This window comes from Leeuwenhoekiella marinoflava DSM 3653, from assembly GCF_900129005.1.
GTDB lineage: Bacteria > Bacteroidota > Bacteroidia > Flavobacteriales > Flavobacteriaceae > Leeuwenhoekiella > Leeuwenhoekiella marinoflava.
Window position 1 is genome coordinate 397,789 of sequence record NZ_FQUN01000003.1, and the last position, 18,602, is coordinate 416,390.

Sequence of the window (18,602 nt, forward strand, 5' to 3'; positions counted from 1 at the left end):
CTGCGTGTTTCTTTAATGTGAGGGTTAACTTGTTTTTAGTTGAGCAACTCCTTAATTTTAGTTACTTTTGACCTTTAAAATATAGAGAATATGTCGGGTACGTTAAATAAAGTAATGCTCATAGGGCACACGGGTGATGATGTAAAAATGCACTATTTTGAGGGTGGTGGCGCGATAGGGCGTTTTCCGCTTGCTACAAATGAAACGTATACAAACAGAACTACCGGTGAGCGTGTGAGTAATACCGAGTGGCACAATATTGTGGTGCGTAACAAAGGTGCAGAAATTTGCGAAAAGTATTTAAAAAAGGGTGATAAAGTCTATATAGAAGGACGCATTAAAACCCGTAAGTGGCAAGATGAGGCTGGTACAGAACGGTATAGTACAGAAGTGCAGTGTACAGATTTTACATTCTTAACACCAAAAGATGCCAGTGGAATGCCGCAGCAAAGTGCGCAACCTGCACAAAAATCTGCTGCACCAGCAGCTCCAAAGGCGAGTCCGTCTCCTGTGTCTCCTGCTTACGATGATGAAGAGGAAGATGATTTACCATTTTAATACCTACCAACTAAATTAATTTCATTGGATCCTGACCCCCCAAGTTTATTAATTATCCAGCAAGGTTTTTCTGTAACTTCGGTTGTAGAAATTATTGCCGTTCTTATTTTATTAGTTTTTTCGGCACTTATAAGTGGTACTGAAGTCGCATTTTTTGCACTAACACCATCAGATCTAGAACTCGATGTAGAGAAACAGACCAGACAACAAAATCTGGTTGTGCGCTTACTTGAAAAGCCTAAAAAACTACTCGCAACAATACTCGTAGCTAATAACTTTATCAATATAGCTATTGTTCTCATTTTTGCTAATCTGGGGGAAAGCCTCTTTGCCGGTCTTGAGAAATACCAGTTCTGGATTATTAATCTGCGTTTTCTGGTAGAAGTTGTTGCGGTTACCTTCTTGATTTTGATGTTCGGTGAAATTTTACCGAAAGTTTATGCCAATAGGAATAAAGTAGCATTTTCCGGGAAAATGGCGTATCCAATGCTGGTTTTAGATTTTATCATTTCGCCATTGAGTATTCCTATGCGTTCTGTGACGCTGTTGTTGCAAGATAAATTTGGTAAGCAAAAAGCAAATATTAGTATAGATCAGTTGGGGCAAGCCTTAGAACTTACCAGTGAAGACGATACTTCTGTAGAAGAACAAAAAATATTAAAGGGAATTGTAAGCTTTGGTAATACTGATACCAAGCAGGTTATGAAGCCGAGAATGGATATTTTTGCGCTCAACCAAGAGCTCTCCTATGTAGGGATTATTCCATTAATTATTGAAAATGGGTATTCTCGGATTCCAGTTTTTACTGAAAATATAGATAATATCGTCGGAATCTTATATGTAAAAGATTTACTTCCGCATATAGATAAAGAGGATTTTAAGTGGACGAGCTTGCTACGTGATCCTTATTTTGTGCCTGAAAATAAAAAGCTAGATGATCTGCTTAACGAGTTTAAAGACAAGCGTAATCATTTGGCAATTGTTGTTGATGAATATGGCGGTACGAGTGGATTGATTTCTATGGAAGATATTATTGAAGAAATCGTGGGCGATATCAGTGATGAGTTTGATGATGAAGATATTATCTTTTCTAAGCTAGACGATAACAATTATATTTTTGAAGGGAAAACCTCTCTTAAAGATTTTTACAAGGTTATCAAGCTTGATGATAACTCAGCTTTTGAAGAAAATAAAGGAGAGGCAGAGACCTTGGCGGGTTTTCTTCTTGAGATTTCAAAAGGATTTCCACGGAAAAATGAGATACTAAATTTTGAGCATTACGCGTTTACTATTGAGGTGATCGATCAAAAGCGTATCAAACAAATCAAGCTTACGATCAAAGATATCGACTAGCATAAATTCTAATTGCAATTGAAAATTTTCAGCTTTACAACCGTGCTTTTTATAGTGCTTACGAGTTTTGCCTCGTGTAAAGATGATGTACTGCCTAAGCCCAATGCTTTTTTAGCACTCAATTATAATACACCTGAGTACACAGCCTACGGAAGTGATAACTGCCCGTATGAGTTTATGAAAAACACCAAAGCAGTTGTGCGTTATAAAAGCGATTGTTCTGCAATTTTAGAATATCCTGAAATGGATGGAGCGTTGTATCTCACGTACCGAAATGTGGATGGCAACATCAAGCAATTGCTTACCGATGCGCAAAAGCTTACCTACGAGCACGTGATTAAAGCAGATAATATAGCTGAAGAAAAGTATATCAATCCTGAGCATAACGTGTACGGGATGTTTTATGATGTTGCCGGGAATGCAGCTTCTCAGTCCCAGTTTTATGTTACAGACAGCACCTCGTATTTTATCACCGGTTCTATCTACTTCAATGTTACGCCTAACTACGATAGTATTTTGCCTGCAGCAGCTTATTTAAAAAACGACATCCGTCATCTGATGGAAAGCCTGCGCTGGAAGAAATAAGCCCATATTAAACTTCTATTCTATTTTTTAATTACAATTTTGCAGGCTCAACGTATGCTATGCAAAACAATACTAAAAAGTGGGTTTACCTTTTTATTTTAGCGCTCATTTGGGGGACTTCGTATATCCTTATCAAGAAAGGATTAGTAGGATTAAGTCCGTTGCAGCTCGGAGCATTTAGAATTGTTTTTACTACAATTTTCTTGTTTTTGATGGGTTTCAGAACACTATTTAAGATCCCAAAAGAGAAATGGCTTTGGGTAGGGCTGAGTGCATTGCTGGGTACATTTTTGCCTGTTTTTCTTTTTGCTTACGCCGAAACTCAAATTGACAGCAGTATTGCTTCAATATTGAATTCACTGGTTCCGCTTTTTACAATATTCTTAGGCTATCTGGTCTTTAAAATTCCGTTTAACGGAAATCAGGTTTTGGGCGTATTATTGGGTTTGTTGGGAGCCGGAATATTGATCTTTCAAGGTGCTGAGGTGAATCCTGAGCAGAACTATATGTTTTCCGGATTAGTGGTAATAGCAGCTTTATGTTATGCCGGAAACGCTAATATTTTAAAATCAAAACTTCAAGAATTATCGTCTTTGGGAATCGCAGTCGGGAATTTTGCTGTGATGCTGATTCCTGCGATATTTGTGCTTTATTTCTCCGGTGGGATGTCGGTTGATATTGACGATCCTGTAATTACAGAATCACTGATCTATATTACATTACTGGCTTTCTTTGGTACAGCTTTGGCTAAAATTTTATTCAACAAATTGGTTCAAATTTCTTCAGCGGTTTTTTCTACTTCTGTCACCTATTTGATTCCTATCGTGGGTATATTCTGGGGATTACTGGATGGGGAGCGTTTGACTTTGATTCATCTATTAGGAGCCTTCGTGATCCTAACGGGTGTTTACCTTGTTAACGCCAACAGAAAACAAAAAAAGACCGACGGTTAAGTCGGCCTTTGGTATAAGTAAGTACTTAAAGCTTATTGAAAATCAGCGTCACTCACGCCTTCATTCACTTTAATCTCCGTAAAGGTAAACTCAATATTTTGAGGTCCCATAGACTGTGATAATTTATAAGGAACAAGAATTGCTCCTGCTGGTTTGTAGTCATCATAAATAACGGTTTGTACAAAAGTTTGTCCTTGCATTTCCTGAGTAGTTTCTTCTTTTAATTTTAAACCACTTTCAGTAGCGTAGAATGCTTTTTTAGTATCGGTTAAAGCGATTACGTACGCATTTTCTCCATCAACCTTTTCAATCTTCTCTAGTTTTATAGAAGCATTGTTCATCATATTCAATTCAGGGACAATTGCAGATTCTTTTTTAAGTTCAGTAATTTGCTCTTCAGAAGGAGTCATCGTTTGTCCTTGTGCAGAAATAGAAGCGGTGTCACCGTTTAAAACCTGCTTAGACGTCACATTCCCCATAACGGAAATTTCCTGTAAGAATTGATCTTTTGTAGTTTTTTTAATAGTCAATTTAAGAGGAGTTCCCTGAACGCTTCCTTCGCCCATCATCACGATAGAATTTACATTAGCGATAGCCTCTTTGCCACCTATAGCTTTAATATAGTTGCTGAAAACAGTTGCCGCAGTCACACCTTCTGGCATGGCTACCTCATATTCTGGTTTTTCAACAGGATTTGCCTCTTTGTCGTAATATTTTACAGGAATGGTTTTTCCTTTAAATTGTACTTTTTCAAGATTATCAAGTACTTCGCTTCCTTTTCCTGCGATAATGATACGCGCGTTGTCTGATAGGAAATATTTTTTAGCTACACGCTGAACATCTTGAATAGTAACTGCGTTTATCTTACTTAAATAGTTCTGATAAAAATCTTCTGGAAGATTTTCGGTTTCAATATTTAGGGCAAAACGAGCAACTGTGCTTGGCTGCTCTAAAGAGCGAACAAAACTGCCTATGTATTTAGCTTTTGCGTTTTTAAGATCTTTTTGACTAACAGGTTCTTGACGAATGTTATCTATCTCTTCTAAAAATGCAACTACAGAGCTGTCTGTAACCATATTTCGCACACTTGCTGAAGCGCTAAATGAAGTCTTACCATATTTACTGTCGCTAATGTTAGAATACGCGCCATAAGTGTATCCTTTATCTTCTCTAAGATTTAAGAATAAACGGCCTTCTCCACCGCCACCCAGAATCTGATTAGCCATCAATACCGGGAAATAATCTGTATCACTCATTTTAAGATCTACCAGATTTTCAACGATTACTTGCGATTGTACGGCATTTGGCATATCTACAAAATCAATTTCTGTAGCAGTTAAATTTTCGGGAGCTTTAAAATCATTGCTTAGGTCAGTTCCTTTTTTCCAGTCTTTAAAGTTTTTAGAAACCTCTTTTTTGATATCTTTAAAATTCACATCACCTACAACAACCAAATATGCGTTATTTGGTATAAACGCTTTGTTGTAAAATGCTTTTGCGTCTGCAAGTGTTACTTTTTTTACAGCTTCTGGTGTTTCAAACTCTCCTTTAGGGTGGTTTTTACCGTAAAGTAAAGCACGACTGACTGTGCCTGCTGCTGCTTCAACACTCTTCTCATTAGTTTTTAAACCTTCGATGAGGATGGTCTGTTCTTTTTCAAATTCTTCCTGAGTAAAATTAGGATTGATCGCTGCGTCTGCAAGAAGTTCTAAAATGCGATCTGAATACTGCGAAAGTCCGCTGGCAGAAGCATACTGAGGCCCAAAGCTAACGCGGGCACCCATATAATCTACTTCTTCATTATAATCATCTTTACTGATGCTTGTAGAACCTTTTCCTAATAAAGCTCCGGAAATTGATGCAGCACCCACTTTGTCGTTTTCGGCGATAGGCGGGTTATCCAGAGTAAGTGTGTAAGAAACCCGGGGCAATTTATGGTTCTCAACAACAATAACTTTAAGTCCGTTTTTAAGTGTAAACGTTTGGGGTTTACTCAGGTTAATTTCGGGAGCAGGTCCTGCTTTAGGTTGTGTGCTACGGTCTACCTGTGCTACTGCGCCTAAGCTGCAGATAAGTAGTAAGCTAAAAAATATTTTTTTCATCTAAATGTATTTTATTTTAGGTTTCTGATGTTTTCTTTTGTTGAAAACAACAGGCTATTGCTCTTCTTTCTTAGGAAGGTATTCTACTTCTACACGTTGATTAGGCTTCAGGTATTTATTAGCAACCTCTTTGATTTCTTCACGTGTGATGGAGCGGTAAATATCAATTTCTGTGTTGATGAGGTTGGTGTCATCATAAAGCATATAATCTCTGGCAAGCGTGTTGGCAATACCTTCAACACTTGAGTTTGAATTCACAAAATTAGTTTCAGCTTTATTTTGAAGTTTTTCATAATCGCTTTCAGAAATTAAAGTGTTGCGAAGTTTGTTTATCTCTTCTTCCATCCCATCAACTAAAATTTCAAGACTAGTTTCACCTAGAGGAAGTCCAAAAATGATATACATACCATAGTCTTCTTGCTCTAAGTTTATGGCACCAATCTGTAATGCTTTTTTCTCTTCATCAACCATTTTCTTGTAAAGCTTAGAACTTTTACCGTCACTTAGGTAAGAAGAGATCATGTTTAATACATAAGCATCACGGCTTCCGTATCCTGGTGTGCGGTATGCGGTAAGAATTGCAGGTACCTGAATGTTAGAGTCGTAAAACTGACTTCTTTTAGATTCAGTAATAGGTGCCTCTTTAGGGTAGCTGCGTTCAAGAGCCGGGCCGCTTGGTATTGGGCCAAAATAATCTTGAATCATTTTCTTAGTTTCAGCAACATCAATAGCTCCGGCAACAACTAAAGCAGCATTGCTAGGTTTGTAATATTTATCAAAATATGACTGAAACTCTTCAAGAGAAGCAGCGTCAAGATCTTCCATGTATCCCACGTTAGGATCTTTATATGGGTGCTCATCAAAAAGTTGCTCGCTAATGGCAAAAAGGAATTGACCGTATGGAGAGTTGTCATAGCGTAAGCGACGCTCTTCTTTTACAACTTCGTTTTGTGTGTCAACACCTTCTTGTTTAATGATGGGGTGAAGCATACGCTCAGATTCCATCCATAATCCCAATTCTAGATTGTTAGAAGGGAAGACTTCATAATAATAGGTTCGGTCTTGAGAAGTGTTGGCGTTATTAGTTCCACCATTAGAGCTAACGATCTCAAACCATTTACCTTTCTCTATGTTTTCGGTTCCTTCAAAAAGAAGGTGCTCAAAAAAGTGTGCAAATCCGGTACGCCCGTCTTCACGGTCTTTTCCGCCTACGTGATACATTACTGCTGTAGTGACAACGGGTGCCGTATTATCTTGATGTAAGATTACGTGAAGACCATTGTCTAAATCATATTCTTCAAATTCTACTTCCTGAGCGGTGGCAGTAAAGCTCAAAGCTAAAATTGAAGCAATTGAAAAAAGAGTCTTTTTCATGTATATAGTTTTTGTTTTAGTTACTCGTATAAGTGTTGTGATGAGTGAATTTGTTACAGAATCAACTTGTTAATTGATAATGAATTATCTTTAGTTATATTGGTTACAATATTTTTTATAATTCGCAAGGACTTAATTTTTAACAGCTTTTTAGCTGGTATAGAACATTTTAATTAAGAACTTTAAGAGTAATCAAAAATCTACTATTATGCTTAAAGTCGCACTTCCTATACGTTTTGGTATCGCAATAACTGCGGGCCTTATTGCTTATTTTTTAGTATTGGCTCTTTTTGGGCTGCATACAAATCCTATATTCAGTCTCTTTAATGGGGTTATTACCGGTTTTGGTATTTACGAAGCTATAAAATATTACAAACTGAGTAAAGGGAAAGATTTTGAATACGGCGATGGCTTTTCTGTAGGTATCGTGACCGGTTTTGTTTCAACAATTTTATTTACCGCATTCTTTGCATTGTACGCAGGTAATCTCAATCCAGATTTTCTAAGTAACATGATTGCCGCCTGGGAAACTACATACAACACCAGTTTAGGTAGTGTGATATTTGTAGTTGCTATTATGGGTTTTGCTACTACTACGGTGCTTACTCTTAGTTTTATGCAATTATTTAAGCCGAGTTGGAATACTAAAAAAAAGTCTAAAACTTCACAGGCTTAATTTTTCATTATACATTTGTATTGTAAGTAAATAGCTGTATATTTGCGCCCTCTTAAATCACAAGGTTTAAGAATTTAAAAACTATTTTTAATCATTACGCTATGTACGCAATTGTAGAGATAGCAGGGCAGCAATTTAAAGTTGCAAAAGACCAGAAGGTTTTTGTTAACCGCTTGGCAGGAGAAGAAGGAGACGATGTTTCTTTCGATAAAGTTCTTTTGACAGGTGACGGTGACAACATCACTTTAGGCGCCCCGGCTATAGAAGGTGCTCTAGTAGGAGCAAAAATTTCACGTCACTTAAAAGGAGACAAAGTAATTGTTTTCAAAAAGAAAAGACGTAAAGGCTATAAGAAGAAAAATGGTCACCGTCAATCTTTAACAGAGATTGTAATTGGTGATATTTCTCTAAAAGGAGGCAAAAAAGCGGCTCCTAAAGCTGAGAAAAAAGAAGAAGCTCCAAAGGCTAAAAAAGCTAAAGCTTCATCAAAAGGAGATGATCTTAAGAAGATCGAAGGTGCAGGACCAAAAGCTGCTGAAGCATTAGTAGCTGCAGGTATTGACACTTTTGCAAAAGTGGCAAAAACTTCTCCAGAGAAATTGAGCGAGGTTCTTACTGAAGCAAGCTCTAGATTAAGTCACATCGTTACGGATACTTGGCCAAAGCAAGCTGCTTTAGCTGCAGAAGGTAAATGGGATGAGCTTAAAGAATTACAAGATAATTTAGACGGCGGAATCGAAAAATAATCTAACGATTATTTGATTACGTTAAGTATAACCATAAAACTAGAATAAGATGGCTCACAAAAAAGGAGTAGGTAGTTCTAAAAACGGTAGAGAATCAGAATCGAAACGTCTAGGTGTTAAGATTTTTGGTGGTCAAGCTGCCGTTGCCGGTAATATCATTGTTAGACAACGTGGTAACACGCATCACCCAGGTGATAATGTTTATGGTGGTAAAGATCATACCTTACATGCAAAAGTAGACGGTGTTGTTAAGTTTACTAAAAAGAAAGACAACAAGTCTTACGTATCTATAGTTCCTGCTGCAGAAGCTTAAGATTTACGTAATAAGTATAGAAAAACCCATCATCTCAATTTTGAGATGATGGGTTTTTTGTTTAAAATTAAGTTAACATTCAGCTAATATTGGATCGGTATATTGCTCGATTAAATTGAGTTAGTTGAATTATTTTGGGTTGATTATTATTTTGTGTTTGATGAGTCCCTCCTTGTGGGCTCAACATGATATTGAAGAAGAATTTGAAGCGTTTAAAGATTCTGTTTTTTATACTTATAAAAACCAATTAGACAACGCTGAGTCTAGTCGTAATGCCTCAGCAATTAGAGAGGCACATATTGACTTGGCCCGATTTTATAAGCAAACCCAGATTTATACCGAAGCTGTAAATCACTACAACGCGGCACTTACGCAAAATGCAGATCGCAATAGTCAGGTTACAGCGACGCTTAAAAATGAATTGGCAGAGATCTACATAGTTCTTAATAATTACAAGAAAGCAACAGATCTCTTAAATAGTAGTCTTTCATATTCAGAAAAACACGAGTATTTAAGTCTAAAAGCCAAAAGCTATCAATTACTTGGGACCTGCCGGGAAAAGCAAAAACAGCCCCAAAAAGCACTCGATTTTCAGCAGCAAAGTTTAGCAATCTATCGCAATCTTAAAGATTTAAGTGGAGAAGCTACAGTTCTTGAGAATATAGGTAGTATTTATGAAGATCTCGAGGAGTACGATAAAGCCTATGTTTATTTTGAGTCAGCCTATATCTTTTTTAAAGAGGCAGATGATGAAGCTCAGGTAAATGCGCTTAACAACCTTGCTGATATATATCGTAAAACGGGAAGGTATACAGAAGCAATTGAAAAAACAAAGGACGTTTTAGAGTTAGCGTTTAGTTATGATAATGCACATCAAATAGGAAGTGCATATAAGGATCTCGCAAAAGCCTATGCATTAGCTGAAGATTATAAACAAGCCCATCACTATGCGTTAGCGTATCAAGATATAGTTGAAAAGGAATTTTATTCCCAGAATTTCAATCAGTTAAATGCGCTGCAAACCATATTTGACACTAAAGAAAAGGAGAGTCAAATCAATTTATTAGAGGAGCGAAATAATACAGCAGAAACCAGATTAGCAGCATTGGTTATAATTCTTTTATTGTTTTTTGCTTCTGTCATTATTTTCTTTTATTTCTTAAAGCGAAAAAGACAAGCTAAGCTTGATTTGCAAGTCTATAAGCAACGTGCTTTAGAAGCCGAACTGGAAACCAAAGCTGTTCACGAGCAAAACTTGCAAAATGAAATTCAACTTAAAACAGCAACACTCTCAAAATACAGCCTTAGTCTTGCTCAAAAAAATAAGCTTATAGAAGACGTCTCAGCTTCTTTGCAAAAAATAAGTTCGCGTAAGCGTATTGATTATTACCCATCAAAACTTATCGATCTTTCTAATGAACTTGAAGTGCATTTGAAAGAGGGCGATGAGTGGTCGCAGTTTATGATTTTGTTTGAAGATATTCACCCGCACTTTTCACAAAAGTTGAATGAAAAAGCACTTCAGATACTTTCGGCTACAGAGGTTCGTTTGGCCTTACTTCTTCGGCTTAATCTTTCTTCAAAAGAAATAGCAGCTATTTTAAGAATCACACCAGATAGTGTTCGGGTTGCTCGTTATCGTTTACGTAAAAAATTACCCTTAGAAAGTCAGGATGATTTAGTTGATTTTATGCTAAAGTTATAAAAAGACTCATTTCTTTTCGAGAAGGTTACCTGTATGTAAATTTTAAGTAATTGTTGCCTTGTTGTAGCCTTTAAAATCTTCATTCTTTACAATTTGTTACGCTTAAGTTTAGCCTGTATTTAAAGGGCTCAGGTAAATTTGGTGCAAACAAAATATTAAAAAAATGAAAATAATTACTAGTCTGAAGTTGCTTGTTGTAACGCTTCTTTTTACGCTAAATTATTCCGGATTATACGCTCAGGATGGTGTTATACAAGGGGTAATTGTTGATGATTATGGTATTAATGTTCCCGGTGCTGCAATTATGATTGACGACCTTAATAAAGGGGTGGTTTCTAATCAGGACGGAAAGTTTACTTTTTTAGAGGTTCCTGAAGGAGATCATACCTTAACGGTAAAGTATTTGGGGTTTGCAGATACTAAAAAAGAAGTTACTGTAACAGATGGAAAGCCGATTACAGTAGAAATGTTATTATCTTCTAAAGAAACCCAGTTAGACGATGTACAAATCGTTGGTTTTAGTACGGGTGGTCAAGCCAGAGCTTTAAATACGCAAAAGAATAATGTGAATATTACCAATGTGGTTTCTACAGACCAGATCGGTAAGTTTCCTGATGCGAATATAGGTGATGCAACAAAACGTATTCCCGGTATTACGATGCAGATGGATCAAGGTGAAGCACGTAATATTATAGTGCGTGGTTTAGCACCACAATTAAACTCAGTTACGCTAAATGGTAGCCGTATTCCTTCTGCAGAAGGAGATAACCGTAATGTGCAGATGGACCTTATACCGTCTGATATGATTCAAACTATTGAGGTTAATAAAGCAGTGACGCCAGATATGGATGCAGATGCATTGGGTGGATCTGTAAATTTAGTCACACGTTCTACACCACAAAGTTTCAGGCTATCGGCGACAGCAGGTTCTGGTGTCAATTTTATCACAGACAAACGTATTCTTACCGGTTCTTTTTTAGTAGGAGATCGTTCTAAAGATAAAAAGTTTGGTTGGATGGTTTCAGCATCAATTAACGATAATGACTTTGGTAGTGATAACGTAGAAGCAGAATGGGCAGATACGTTTGAATATACGAATGCTGCAGGTGAAGAGGTTGAGATGGATGTAAATCCGTATGCAAATGTTTATGAGAATCGTAAGTATTTGGTACAGCGGGTAAGACGCAGTTTTTCAGCAAATATGGATTATAATTTTGATGAGAACAATGAGATTTATTTAAAAACGATGTACAACTGGCGTGATGATCGGGAGAATCGTTTTGCATATTCTAGCGAGATTTTAGATGCTGAAGATATCAATGAAGGAGATTTTGAAATTGTAAATGGTACTCCGTCTCGTTTTCCGGTAGAAGCAAAACGCGAAACAAAAGGGGGTATTCCCGGTGGAAGAATTCAAAACAGACGACTCGAAGATCAGCGTATGCAGAATTACAGTTTAGGCGGTAATCACCTTTTTGGAAACCTAAAATTCACTTGGATGGGTTCTTATGCTAAAGCTTCAGAAGAACGTCCTAACGAGCGCTATTTAGTTTATGCTACAGAATATGGTGTTAATAATGAAATAGCGGATATTCGTAAGCCTATTCATACTCCGGTTGCGTCAGAAGATTTTTCAGAATTTGAATTAGATGAATTAACCGAAGAGTATCAATTCACTGAAGAAAAAGACGTCAATTTCTTTGCAAATTTTGAGTTGCCTGCAGATTTCTTCAGCAATGGTGATGGTTCGGTAAAGTTTGGTATTCGTGGTCGCTTTAAGAATAAAAACAGAGCCAATACTTTCTCTGAATATTCTCCGCTTACAGGAGCTTTAGATAACTTGTCTTTAGTTAGTCAGCGTGCTTATAATGGTGATGACTTCTTAGCTGGTTCAAAATACAGGCCGGGTGTTTTTGCTTCTCCTGAATATTTAGGAGGTCTTAATCTAAATGATGCTGCAGCTTTTGAAGGTGAAGCACTACCTGATGAATATCTTGGTGATAACTTTGATGTTACTGAAAATGTATATGCCGGTTATGTCATGACTAATCAAAAGTTATCAGACAAATTGAGTGTGTTAGTAGGTCTTCGTGTTGAGAATACGCGAATAGAAAGTACGGGTAACAGCTTTGATGTTGATGACTTAGATACCGTAACTCAAATTAATGATGAGAGTTCGTATACAAATATATTACCAGGTGTGCATTTTAAGTATAATGCATCAGATAATACCGTATTGCGTTTTGCGTGGACAAATACACTTGCCCGTCCTAACTACATAGATTTAGTACCTTACAGACAGCGAGAGGATAACGAGGTTTCAATAGGAAATCCACAATTGAATCCTACTACATCTATGAGTTTTGATTTTATGGCAGAAAAGTATTTTAACTCAGTAGGTATTCTTTCTGGAGGTGTTTTCTATAAAGATTTAGATAGTTTTATCTACACCAGTATTTCTGAAGAGGAAAGTACAGGGTATAGATTGTATCAACCGCTTAACGGTGATAAGGCACGTATTTTTGGAGCAGAAGTTGCTTTTCAACGTCAGCTTGATTTTCTTCCCGGTTTCTTGAAAAACTTTGGGATTTACGTCAACTACACCTACTTAAATTCTGAAGCTAAAGGTATTGCTAATGAAGATGGTGATATGCGTGGTGATCTTGCTTTACCGGGTTCTTCGCCAAATATGTTTAACGCTTCAATTTCTTATGCAGACAAATGGTTTAGCGCGAGACTTTCTAGTAACTATGCAGATGCATACATAGATGAGTTGGGAGGTAATGCTTTTGAAGATCGTTTTTACGATGAGCAGTTTTTCTTAGACTTTAATGCAACTGTTTTCTTATCTAGAAATCTTCAGGTGTTTGCTAATCTGAATAATATTACAAATCAACCGTTGCGTTACTATCAAGGTGCAAAAGACCGCACTATGCAAATGGAGTATTACAGTACGCGTCTAACCTTTGGTGTTAAATATGATTTATTTTAAAATGAAAAATTTCAAGTATATAGCTAGTTTCAGCACAGCAATGGTTTTATTTTCTTGCGGAAGTAAAAAATCGCAATTACCGGAAATCAAACCCGATATCATTACCGAAAACGTAAAGTACGACACAGACGATCCTGCAATCTGGATTAATCCGGATGATGCTTCAAAAAGCATTGTGTTTGGTACCGATAAAGACACAGATGGTGCTATTTATGCCTTTGATTTAGACGGAAAAATTATAGAATCTAAAACCATAAGAGGTATCAAGCGTCCTAATAATGTGGACTTACGATATGGTTTTCCGATAACTGATTCTACACAAACCGACATTATTGCTTTTACTGAGCGTGAGCGTAAAATGTTACGCATTTATTCAGTGCCAGATATGAAGCCTTTAGACGGCGGTGGATTCCCTGTTTTTGCAGATGAAGCAAACGAGGAGTTTCAGTACCCTATGGGAATTAGTTTGTATAAATCAGCAGTGGATGGAGCGTTTTATGCGATTGTAGGTCGTAAAACAGGTCCTTTAGAAGATTACTTGTATCAATACAAAATCACGACTAAATCAGAAAGTTTAGTTGGTTTTGATTTGGTGCGTAAGTTTGGCGATTTCAGCGGTAAAAAAGAGATTGAAGCAATAGCTGTAGACGATGCTTTGGGTTATGTGTATTATTCTGACGAGGGTGAAAGTGTGAAAAAATATTATGCAGAACCTTCTAAAGGAAATGAGCAACTGGCTTCTTTTGGCTCAGAAGATTTCTTAGAAGATATTGAAGGAATCGCCATTGCTGCTTTTGAAGATGGTAGCGGAATGATCATTGTTTCTGACCAGCAGCACGGTCAGTTTAATATTTACGATCGTAAGACTAATGAGTTGGTTAGAATATTGAATCTGGCAACAACTGAAACTGATGGTTGTGAGGCAGTGACAGTATCATTAAATGACACGTTTAAAACGGGGTTATTTGTCGCGATGAACGATGATGGTACTTTTTATTACTACGACTTAGATAAGTTGAAATAAATCAAAAAGGAGTAGAATTAAAAATCCCACCAGATTACTGGCGGGATTTTTTTATTTAATAGGATTGAAGATTACAATCCAGGATAGGTTCCGGTGATAATCTCAATACCATCAATAACCCAACCTACAATAAAGAATCCTGCAGTTAGAATAAAAATAACATTCCATAAAATAGGACTTCCTAGATACCATCTGTGGGCAGCAAAGGCTCCTAAAAATAACCAAAGCAAAATCGCTACAGTTTGACGATCTGCAGCAACAGCAGCAGGAGAAACAAGTTCGTTTGAAACTTCAGAAGCTGCATTTACTTCGATTGTTGTTTTTGCAACACGCTCTACAGGAAATCCTGCAAAAGTTGTTGTTGAAATCATTAGCAGAAGTGCCAGTGAAAAGATAATTTTGAAATTCATAAGATCTAAGGTTAATTAAATTACCCAAAAAGTACGCTATTTTGAGAAACTTCTATTCCCGAGTAATCCTGTTTTTGATATGTTTAACGTTTACTACAACATTACAAGCGCAGGAGTTTGAATTCTTTGGCGTTATTAAATTGAACGATACTTCGTTTATTAGTTATAAGGTTTTATTTGACCGGGTCAATGATTCTATTCAAGGATATTCACTAACCGATTTTGCAGGCAAACACGAGACTAAATCTAACATTAGAGGTTTTTATAATGAAGACGAAAAGCTGCTGAGTTTTAATGAATATGACATTGTTTATACGAAATCTCCTGTTGTTCAGAAAGATTTTTGCTTTGTGAATTTTGAAGGAAAAGTGCGCAATCTAGATAAAATAAAAGCTTTTAGTGGTGATTTTAAAGGACTTTACGCAGATGGTTCTTCCTGCCTTGACGGCATGATAATTGTAAACTCTGGAGAGCAGGTAAAAAAGCGTGTTGAGAAAATAGACAAAGTAATTCAGCGTTCTAAGAAGTTTTCAGATTCAATAAAAAAGAATATTAAAGTAGCACGTGTTTTAGACACGCTTACCCGAAATATCATCGCTAAAGGCGAAAATCTCAATATTTTCACCAGAGATCAAAAGATTAAACTTTCAATATATGATGCCGGTAAAGTAGATGGAGATATCATCAACCTGTATGTAGATGACAAACCGGTATTGGAAAATTATACGGTTCTTCACGAGAAAAAATATCTGGAATTCAAGCTGGAAAAGGAACAAACTAAAATTAGAATTGAGGCTGTAAGTGAAGGAACATCAGCGCCTAACACGGTTCGTCTGGAAGTAGAAGATAGCCGTAATTTTGTCCGTACCATTACCAATCTAAAAGAAGGGGAGGAAGCGCAAATGACTATTGTAAAAAAATAACCCCCACATTGCTGTGAGGGTATTATATAAAATTTTTTTCTGAAATTTTATATATAGAACTAATATCTGTAATACTCCGGCTTGTAAGGTCCTTCAACCGTTACACCGATATATTCAGCTTGCTCTTCGTTAAGCTTAGTCAATTCAACACCTATTTTCTCTAAGTGCAAAGCAGCAACTTTTTCATCTAAATGCTTCGGAAGCATATACACTTCATTTTTATAGTTGTCGCTGTTTTTCCACAATTCGATTTGTGCTAGAGTTTGGTTTGTAAACGAGTTACTCATTACAAAACTTGGGTGACCTGTTGCACAACCTAAGTTTACCAGACGACCTTCAGCAAGAAGAATGATGTCTTTACCATCAATAGTATATTTATCAACCTGTGGCTTGATTTCATCTTTAGTATCTCCGTAATTTTCATTCAACCATCCTACTTGTATCTCGTTGTCAAAATGGCCTATGTTACATACGATGGTCTTATCTTTCATCGCTTTAAAATGCTCAGCACGTACGATATCTTTGTTTCCGGTTGTTGTGATTACGATGTCTGCAGTTTTTACAACAGTTTCCAGGCGCTTTACTTCAAAACCATCCATTGCAGCTTGTAACGCACAAATAGGGTCAATTTCAGTAACTGTAACGATAGAACCTGCACCTTTAAAAGAAGCAGCGGTACCTTTACCTACATCACCATAACCACAAACCACTACGCGTTTACCGGCAAGCATCACATCTGTAGCACGACGAATCGCATCTACAGCACTCTCACGGCAACCAAATTTATTGTCAAACTTAGATTTAGTTACACTATCATTTACATTGATCGCAGGCATAGGTAAGGTTCCTTTGTTCATACGCTCGTATAAGCGGTGAACTCCGGTAGTTGTTTCTTCAGAAAGACCTTTGATTGCAGCAGCAAGTTCTGGGTAATCATCAAGAACCATATTGGTTAAATCACCACCGTCATCAAGAATCATATTTAACGGCTCGCGCTCTTCACCAAAAAATAAGGTTTGCTCAATACACCAGTTAAATTCTTCTTCATTCATTCCTTTCCAGGCATAAACGGGAATTCCGGCAGCAGCGATTGCAGCAGCAGCATGATCTTGAGTAGAGAAAATATTACAAGAACTCCAGGTAACATCTGCACCAAGAGCAACTAGTGTTTCAATTAAAACAGCAGTTTGTATGGTCATATGCAGACATCCTGCTATACGAGCTCCTTTTAAAGGTTGCTCAGCACCATATTCTTCTCTTAAAGCCATAAGGCCCGGCATCTCTGCTTCAGCTAATTCTATTTCTTTTCTACCCCAAGCAGCCAAAGAAATATCTCTGACTTTATAAGGAACATATTGCACGGTTTTCGTTGACATAATCTTATATTTACAATTCTTATTTTTTGCAAAAATACGTAATATCCACTAGTTAACGTGCCACTTTTCAAAACTATAACGCCTAATGCAACCACTCAGGTTTACATCTGGAAAGTGGAAGAACCTCTTGAGGAGCTGTCTCAAAATGTGAACTTAACACCGCATTGTAAAGCGCGTTTTGAGAGTATGAAGTCTGAACTGCACAGACGTGGATTTTTAAGTATTAGACACCTGTTACATGCTGCCGGTTATACTGATCCTGATTTGTATTATACCGAAAACGGAAAACCGCACTTGCATGACGGTAAGCATATCTCGATTACGCATTCTTATAATTTCACCGCAATCATTGTGAGTGATGCTATTGAGGTGGGTATAGATATCGAAATGCAACGCGATAAAATCTTACGAATTGCATCCCGTTTTACTCCGCTAAAAGAATACCGTACTTTGGCTAATGACGATGCTGTTATTAGAAAACTTACGATAGTTTGGGGTGCTAAAGAATCGCTTTACAAGATTTATGGAGTTAAAGGGCTTAGCTTTTTGCAACATATTAATGTGACTGATTTTGACTTTGACGATCAGAAAACTGATGCGGTTATCAATTACCACGGCAACCAAAGCAAATATGATATTGATTTTCTGGAGTTTGAAGGGTTTACCTGTGTTTACGCCTTAGCGCTTTGATATGATTGATGAATTTACGCAGAGCGGAAAACAGATTTACACAGATTTGCAAGAAGCTGTAAAAACTAAAAAAAAGTGTTTTGCCATTCTATTTGATCCTGAAGAAATAAACCACTTTGGATCAAGGTCACGAGGCATTAAAAAGAAACAGCTTTTGACATCAGGACAAGCCTCAGAGCATTTAAATCTCGATTATCGAGTAACCGAAGCTTTATTGGTTGACCAACTTCAAAAACTACCTAAATATACCACGCATCTTTTTGTAGGCGGAAGTACAGCAACGCAGACACAAACGCAACTTACCGTTCAAATTCTAAAAAAGAATACCGACTTGCCTATTCTTCTTTTTCCGGGAGATTATAAGCAGATTACAAAAGAAGCAGACGGAATACTTTTTTTAAGCCTGCTATCTGGCGAGAATCCAGAGTATCTAATCAGACAACAAATAAAATCAGTACAGCAGTTACAGCACGCAGATCTTGAGATTATCCCAACCGGTTATATTTTAATTGACGGCGGAAGAGAAACAACGGTTCAGCGCGTGAGTCACACACAGGCTTTGCCACAGGACGATATTGAATATATTGTAAACATTGCACTTGCGGGAGAATATTCCGGTAAAAAATTGATTTATCTTGAGGCCGGAAGCGGGGCTCTAAAAACGGTTTCTACAGAAATCATTCAGGCGGTAAAGTCGGTGATCTCTATTCCGTTAATTGTAGGTGGAGGCATACGCACACAGATAAAGCTTCAGCAGATTTATGAGGCGGGAGCAGATTTAGTGGTTGTGGGCACTGCTTTTGAGAAAGGTGAGTTTTAACG

The 18,602-nt window shown here is 37.1% G+C and carries 17 protein-coding genes; 13 read left to right on the plus strand and 4 right to left on the minus strand.

Going from position 1 to position 18,602, the window contains the following annotated elements:
* The first annotated feature begins 90 nt into the window (after positions 1–90).
* The 4 genes from BUB91_RS01790 to BUB91_RS01805 are packed head-to-tail and all read left to right on the plus strand — an operon-like array spanning position 91 to position 3,449.
* Positions 91–558, plus strand: coding sequence for a single-stranded DNA-binding protein (locus BUB91_RS01790; RefSeq protein WP_073096206.1), 468 nt, complete (start codon positions 91–93; stop codon positions 556–558).
* 24 nt (positions 559–582) lie between these two features.
* Complete coding sequence (locus BUB91_RS01795) at positions 583–1,911, plus strand: gliding motility-associated protein GldE (RefSeq protein WP_073096208.1); 1,329 nt, start codon at positions 583–585, stop codon at positions 1,909–1,911.
* Positions 1,912–1,935: 24 nt separating this feature from the next.
* A complete protein-coding gene (gldD, locus tag BUB91_RS01800; protein WP_128759285.1) occupies positions 1,936–2,496 on the plus strand; it encodes a gliding motility lipoprotein GldD in 561 nt (186 codons plus the stop codon).
* A gap of 59 nt (positions 2,497–2,555) precedes the next feature.
* On the plus strand, positions 2,556–3,449 hold the full coding sequence (locus BUB91_RS01805) for a DMT family transporter (protein ID WP_073096212.1): 894 nt from the start codon (positions 2,556–2,558) through the stop codon (positions 3,447–3,449).
* A gap of 32 nt (positions 3,450–3,481) precedes the next feature.
* Here the strand turns inward: BUB91_RS01805 and BUB91_RS01810 are convergent, their stop codons facing one another.
* Together BUB91_RS01810 and BUB91_RS01815 are read right to left on the minus strand one after the other, a co-directional pair.
* A complete protein-coding gene (locus BUB91_RS01810; RefSeq protein WP_073096214.1) occupies positions 3,482–5,551 on the minus strand; it encodes a M16 family metallopeptidase in 2,070 nt (689 codons plus the stop codon).
* Between the two features lie 54 nt (positions 5,552–5,605).
* Entirely contained in the window at positions 5,606–6,925 is a 1,320-nt protein-coding gene (locus BUB91_RS01815) for a M16 family metallopeptidase (protein WP_073096216.1), read from the minus strand.
* A gap of 208 nt (positions 6,926–7,133) precedes the next feature.
* Between BUB91_RS01815 and BUB91_RS01820 the strand changes: the two genes are divergently transcribed.
* The 6 genes from BUB91_RS01820 to BUB91_RS01845 all read left to right on the plus strand — a co-directional run bounded on the left by BUB91_RS01820 (position 7,134) and on the right by BUB91_RS01845 (position 14,381).
* The gene (locus BUB91_RS01820) at positions 7,134–7,601 is read left to right on the plus strand and encodes a DUF4199 domain-containing protein (RefSeq protein ID WP_073096218.1); all 468 of its coding nucleotides are present in this window, start codon (positions 7,134–7,136) and stop codon (positions 7,599–7,601) included.
* A gap of 101 nt (positions 7,602–7,702) precedes the next feature.
* A complete protein-coding gene (gene rplU / locus BUB91_RS01825; protein ID WP_073096220.1) occupies positions 7,703–8,347 on the plus strand; it encodes a 50S ribosomal protein L21 in 645 nt (214 codons plus the stop codon).
* A 49-nt stretch (positions 8,348–8,396) separates the two neighbouring features.
* Entirely contained in the window at positions 8,397–8,660 is a 264-nt protein-coding gene (gene rpmA, locus BUB91_RS01830) for a 50S ribosomal protein L27 (protein WP_073096222.1), read from the plus strand.
* 124 nt (positions 8,661–8,784) lie between these two features.
* Entirely contained in the window at positions 8,785–10,365 is a 1,581-nt protein-coding gene (locus BUB91_RS01835; RefSeq protein WP_073096224.1) for a tetratricopeptide repeat protein, read from the plus strand.
* Positions 10,366–10,528: 163 nt separating this feature from the next.
* Positions 10,529–13,357: a TonB-dependent receptor gene (locus BUB91_RS01840; protein ID WP_073096226.1), complete on the plus strand. Its 2,829-nt coding sequence runs from the start codon at positions 10,529–10,531 to the stop codon at positions 13,355–13,357.
* Position 13,358: 1 nt separating this feature from the next.
* On the plus strand, positions 13,359–14,381 hold the full coding sequence (locus tag BUB91_RS01845) for a phytase (protein WP_128759277.1): 1,023 nt from the start codon (positions 13,359–13,361) through the stop codon (positions 14,379–14,381).
* Between the two features lie 71 nt (positions 14,382–14,452).
* On the opposite strand, the gene BUB91_RS01850 is transcribed toward BUB91_RS01845, so the two are convergent.
* Complete coding sequence (locus BUB91_RS01850; RefSeq protein WP_073096228.1) at positions 14,453–14,791, minus strand: TM2 domain-containing protein; 339 nt, start codon at positions 14,789–14,791, stop codon at positions 14,453–14,455.
* Between the two features lie 41 nt (positions 14,792–14,832).
* Here BUB91_RS01850 and BUB91_RS01855 point away from each other — a divergent pair, with 41 nt between their 5' ends.
* Entirely contained in the window at positions 14,833–15,714 is an 882-nt protein-coding gene (locus BUB91_RS01855; RefSeq protein WP_241652549.1) for a hypothetical protein, read from the plus strand.
* Positions 15,715–15,773: 59 nt separating this feature from the next.
* Here the strand turns inward: BUB91_RS01855 and ahcY are convergent, their stop codons facing one another.
* The gene (gene ahcY, locus BUB91_RS01860) at positions 15,774–17,090 is read right to left on the minus strand and encodes an adenosylhomocysteinase (RefSeq protein ID WP_073096230.1); all 1,317 of its coding nucleotides are present in this window, start codon (positions 17,088–17,090) and stop codon (positions 15,774–15,776) included.
* Between the two features lie 57 nt (positions 17,091–17,147).
* Between ahcY and BUB91_RS01865 the strand changes: the two genes are divergently transcribed.
* Both BUB91_RS01865 and BUB91_RS01870 read left to right on the plus strand, forming a co-directional pair.
* Positions 17,148–17,780: a 4'-phosphopantetheinyl transferase family protein gene (locus BUB91_RS01865; RefSeq protein WP_073096232.1), complete on the plus strand. Its 633-nt coding sequence runs from the start codon at positions 17,148–17,150 to the stop codon at positions 17,778–17,780.
* A 1-nt stretch (position 17,781) separates the two neighbouring features.
* Positions 17,782–18,600: a phosphoglycerol geranylgeranyltransferase gene (locus BUB91_RS01870; RefSeq protein ID WP_073096234.1), complete on the plus strand. Its 819-nt coding sequence runs from the start codon at positions 17,782–17,784 to the stop codon at positions 18,598–18,600.
* Positions 18,601–18,602: the final 2 nt, after the last annotated feature.

Bases quoted from the DNA above. Each gene is read 5' to 3' on its own strand.
- BUB91_RS01840 (WP_073096226.1), top strand. From the start codon at position 10,529: ATGAAAATAATTACTAGTCTGAAGTTGCTTGTTGTAACGCTTCTTTTT.
- BUB91_RS01845 (WP_128759277.1), top strand. From the start codon at position 13,359: ATGAAAAATTTCAAGTATATAGCTAGTTTCAGCACAGCAATGGTTTTA.
- BUB91_RS01850 (WP_073096228.1), bottom strand. From the start codon at position 14,791: ATGAATTTCAAAATTATCTTTTCACTGGCACTTCTGCTAATGATTTCA.
- BUB91_RS01870 (WP_073096234.1), top strand. From the start codon at position 17,782: ATGATTGATGAATTTACGCAGAGCGGAAAACAGATTTACACAGATTTG.
- BUB91_RS01805 (WP_073096212.1), top strand. From the start codon at position 2,556: ATGCAAAACAATACTAAAAAGTGGGTTTACCTTTTTATTTTAGCGCTC.
- rpmA (WP_073096222.1), top strand. From the start codon at position 8,397: ATGGCTCACAAAAAAGGAGTAGGTAGTTCTAAAAACGGTAGAGAATCA.
- BUB91_RS01810 (WP_073096214.1), bottom strand. From the start codon at position 5,551: ATGAAAAAAATATTTTTTAGCTTACTACTTATCTGCAGCTTAGGCGCA.
- BUB91_RS01790 (WP_073096206.1), top strand. From the start codon at position 91: ATGTCGGGTACGTTAAATAAAGTAATGCTCATAGGGCACACGGGTGAT.
- rplU (WP_073096220.1), top strand. From the start codon at position 7,703: ATGTACGCAATTGTAGAGATAGCAGGGCAGCAATTTAAAGTTGCAAAA.
- ahcY (WP_073096230.1), bottom strand. From the start codon at position 17,090: ATGTCAACGAAAACCGTGCAATATGTTCCTTATAAAGTCAGAGATATT.
- BUB91_RS01820 (WP_073096218.1), top strand. From the start codon at position 7,134: ATGCTTAAAGTCGCACTTCCTATACGTTTTGGTATCGCAATAACTGCG.
- BUB91_RS01815 (WP_073096216.1), bottom strand. From the start codon at position 6,925: ATGAAAAAGACTCTTTTTTCAATTGCTTCAATTTTAGCTTTGAGCTTT.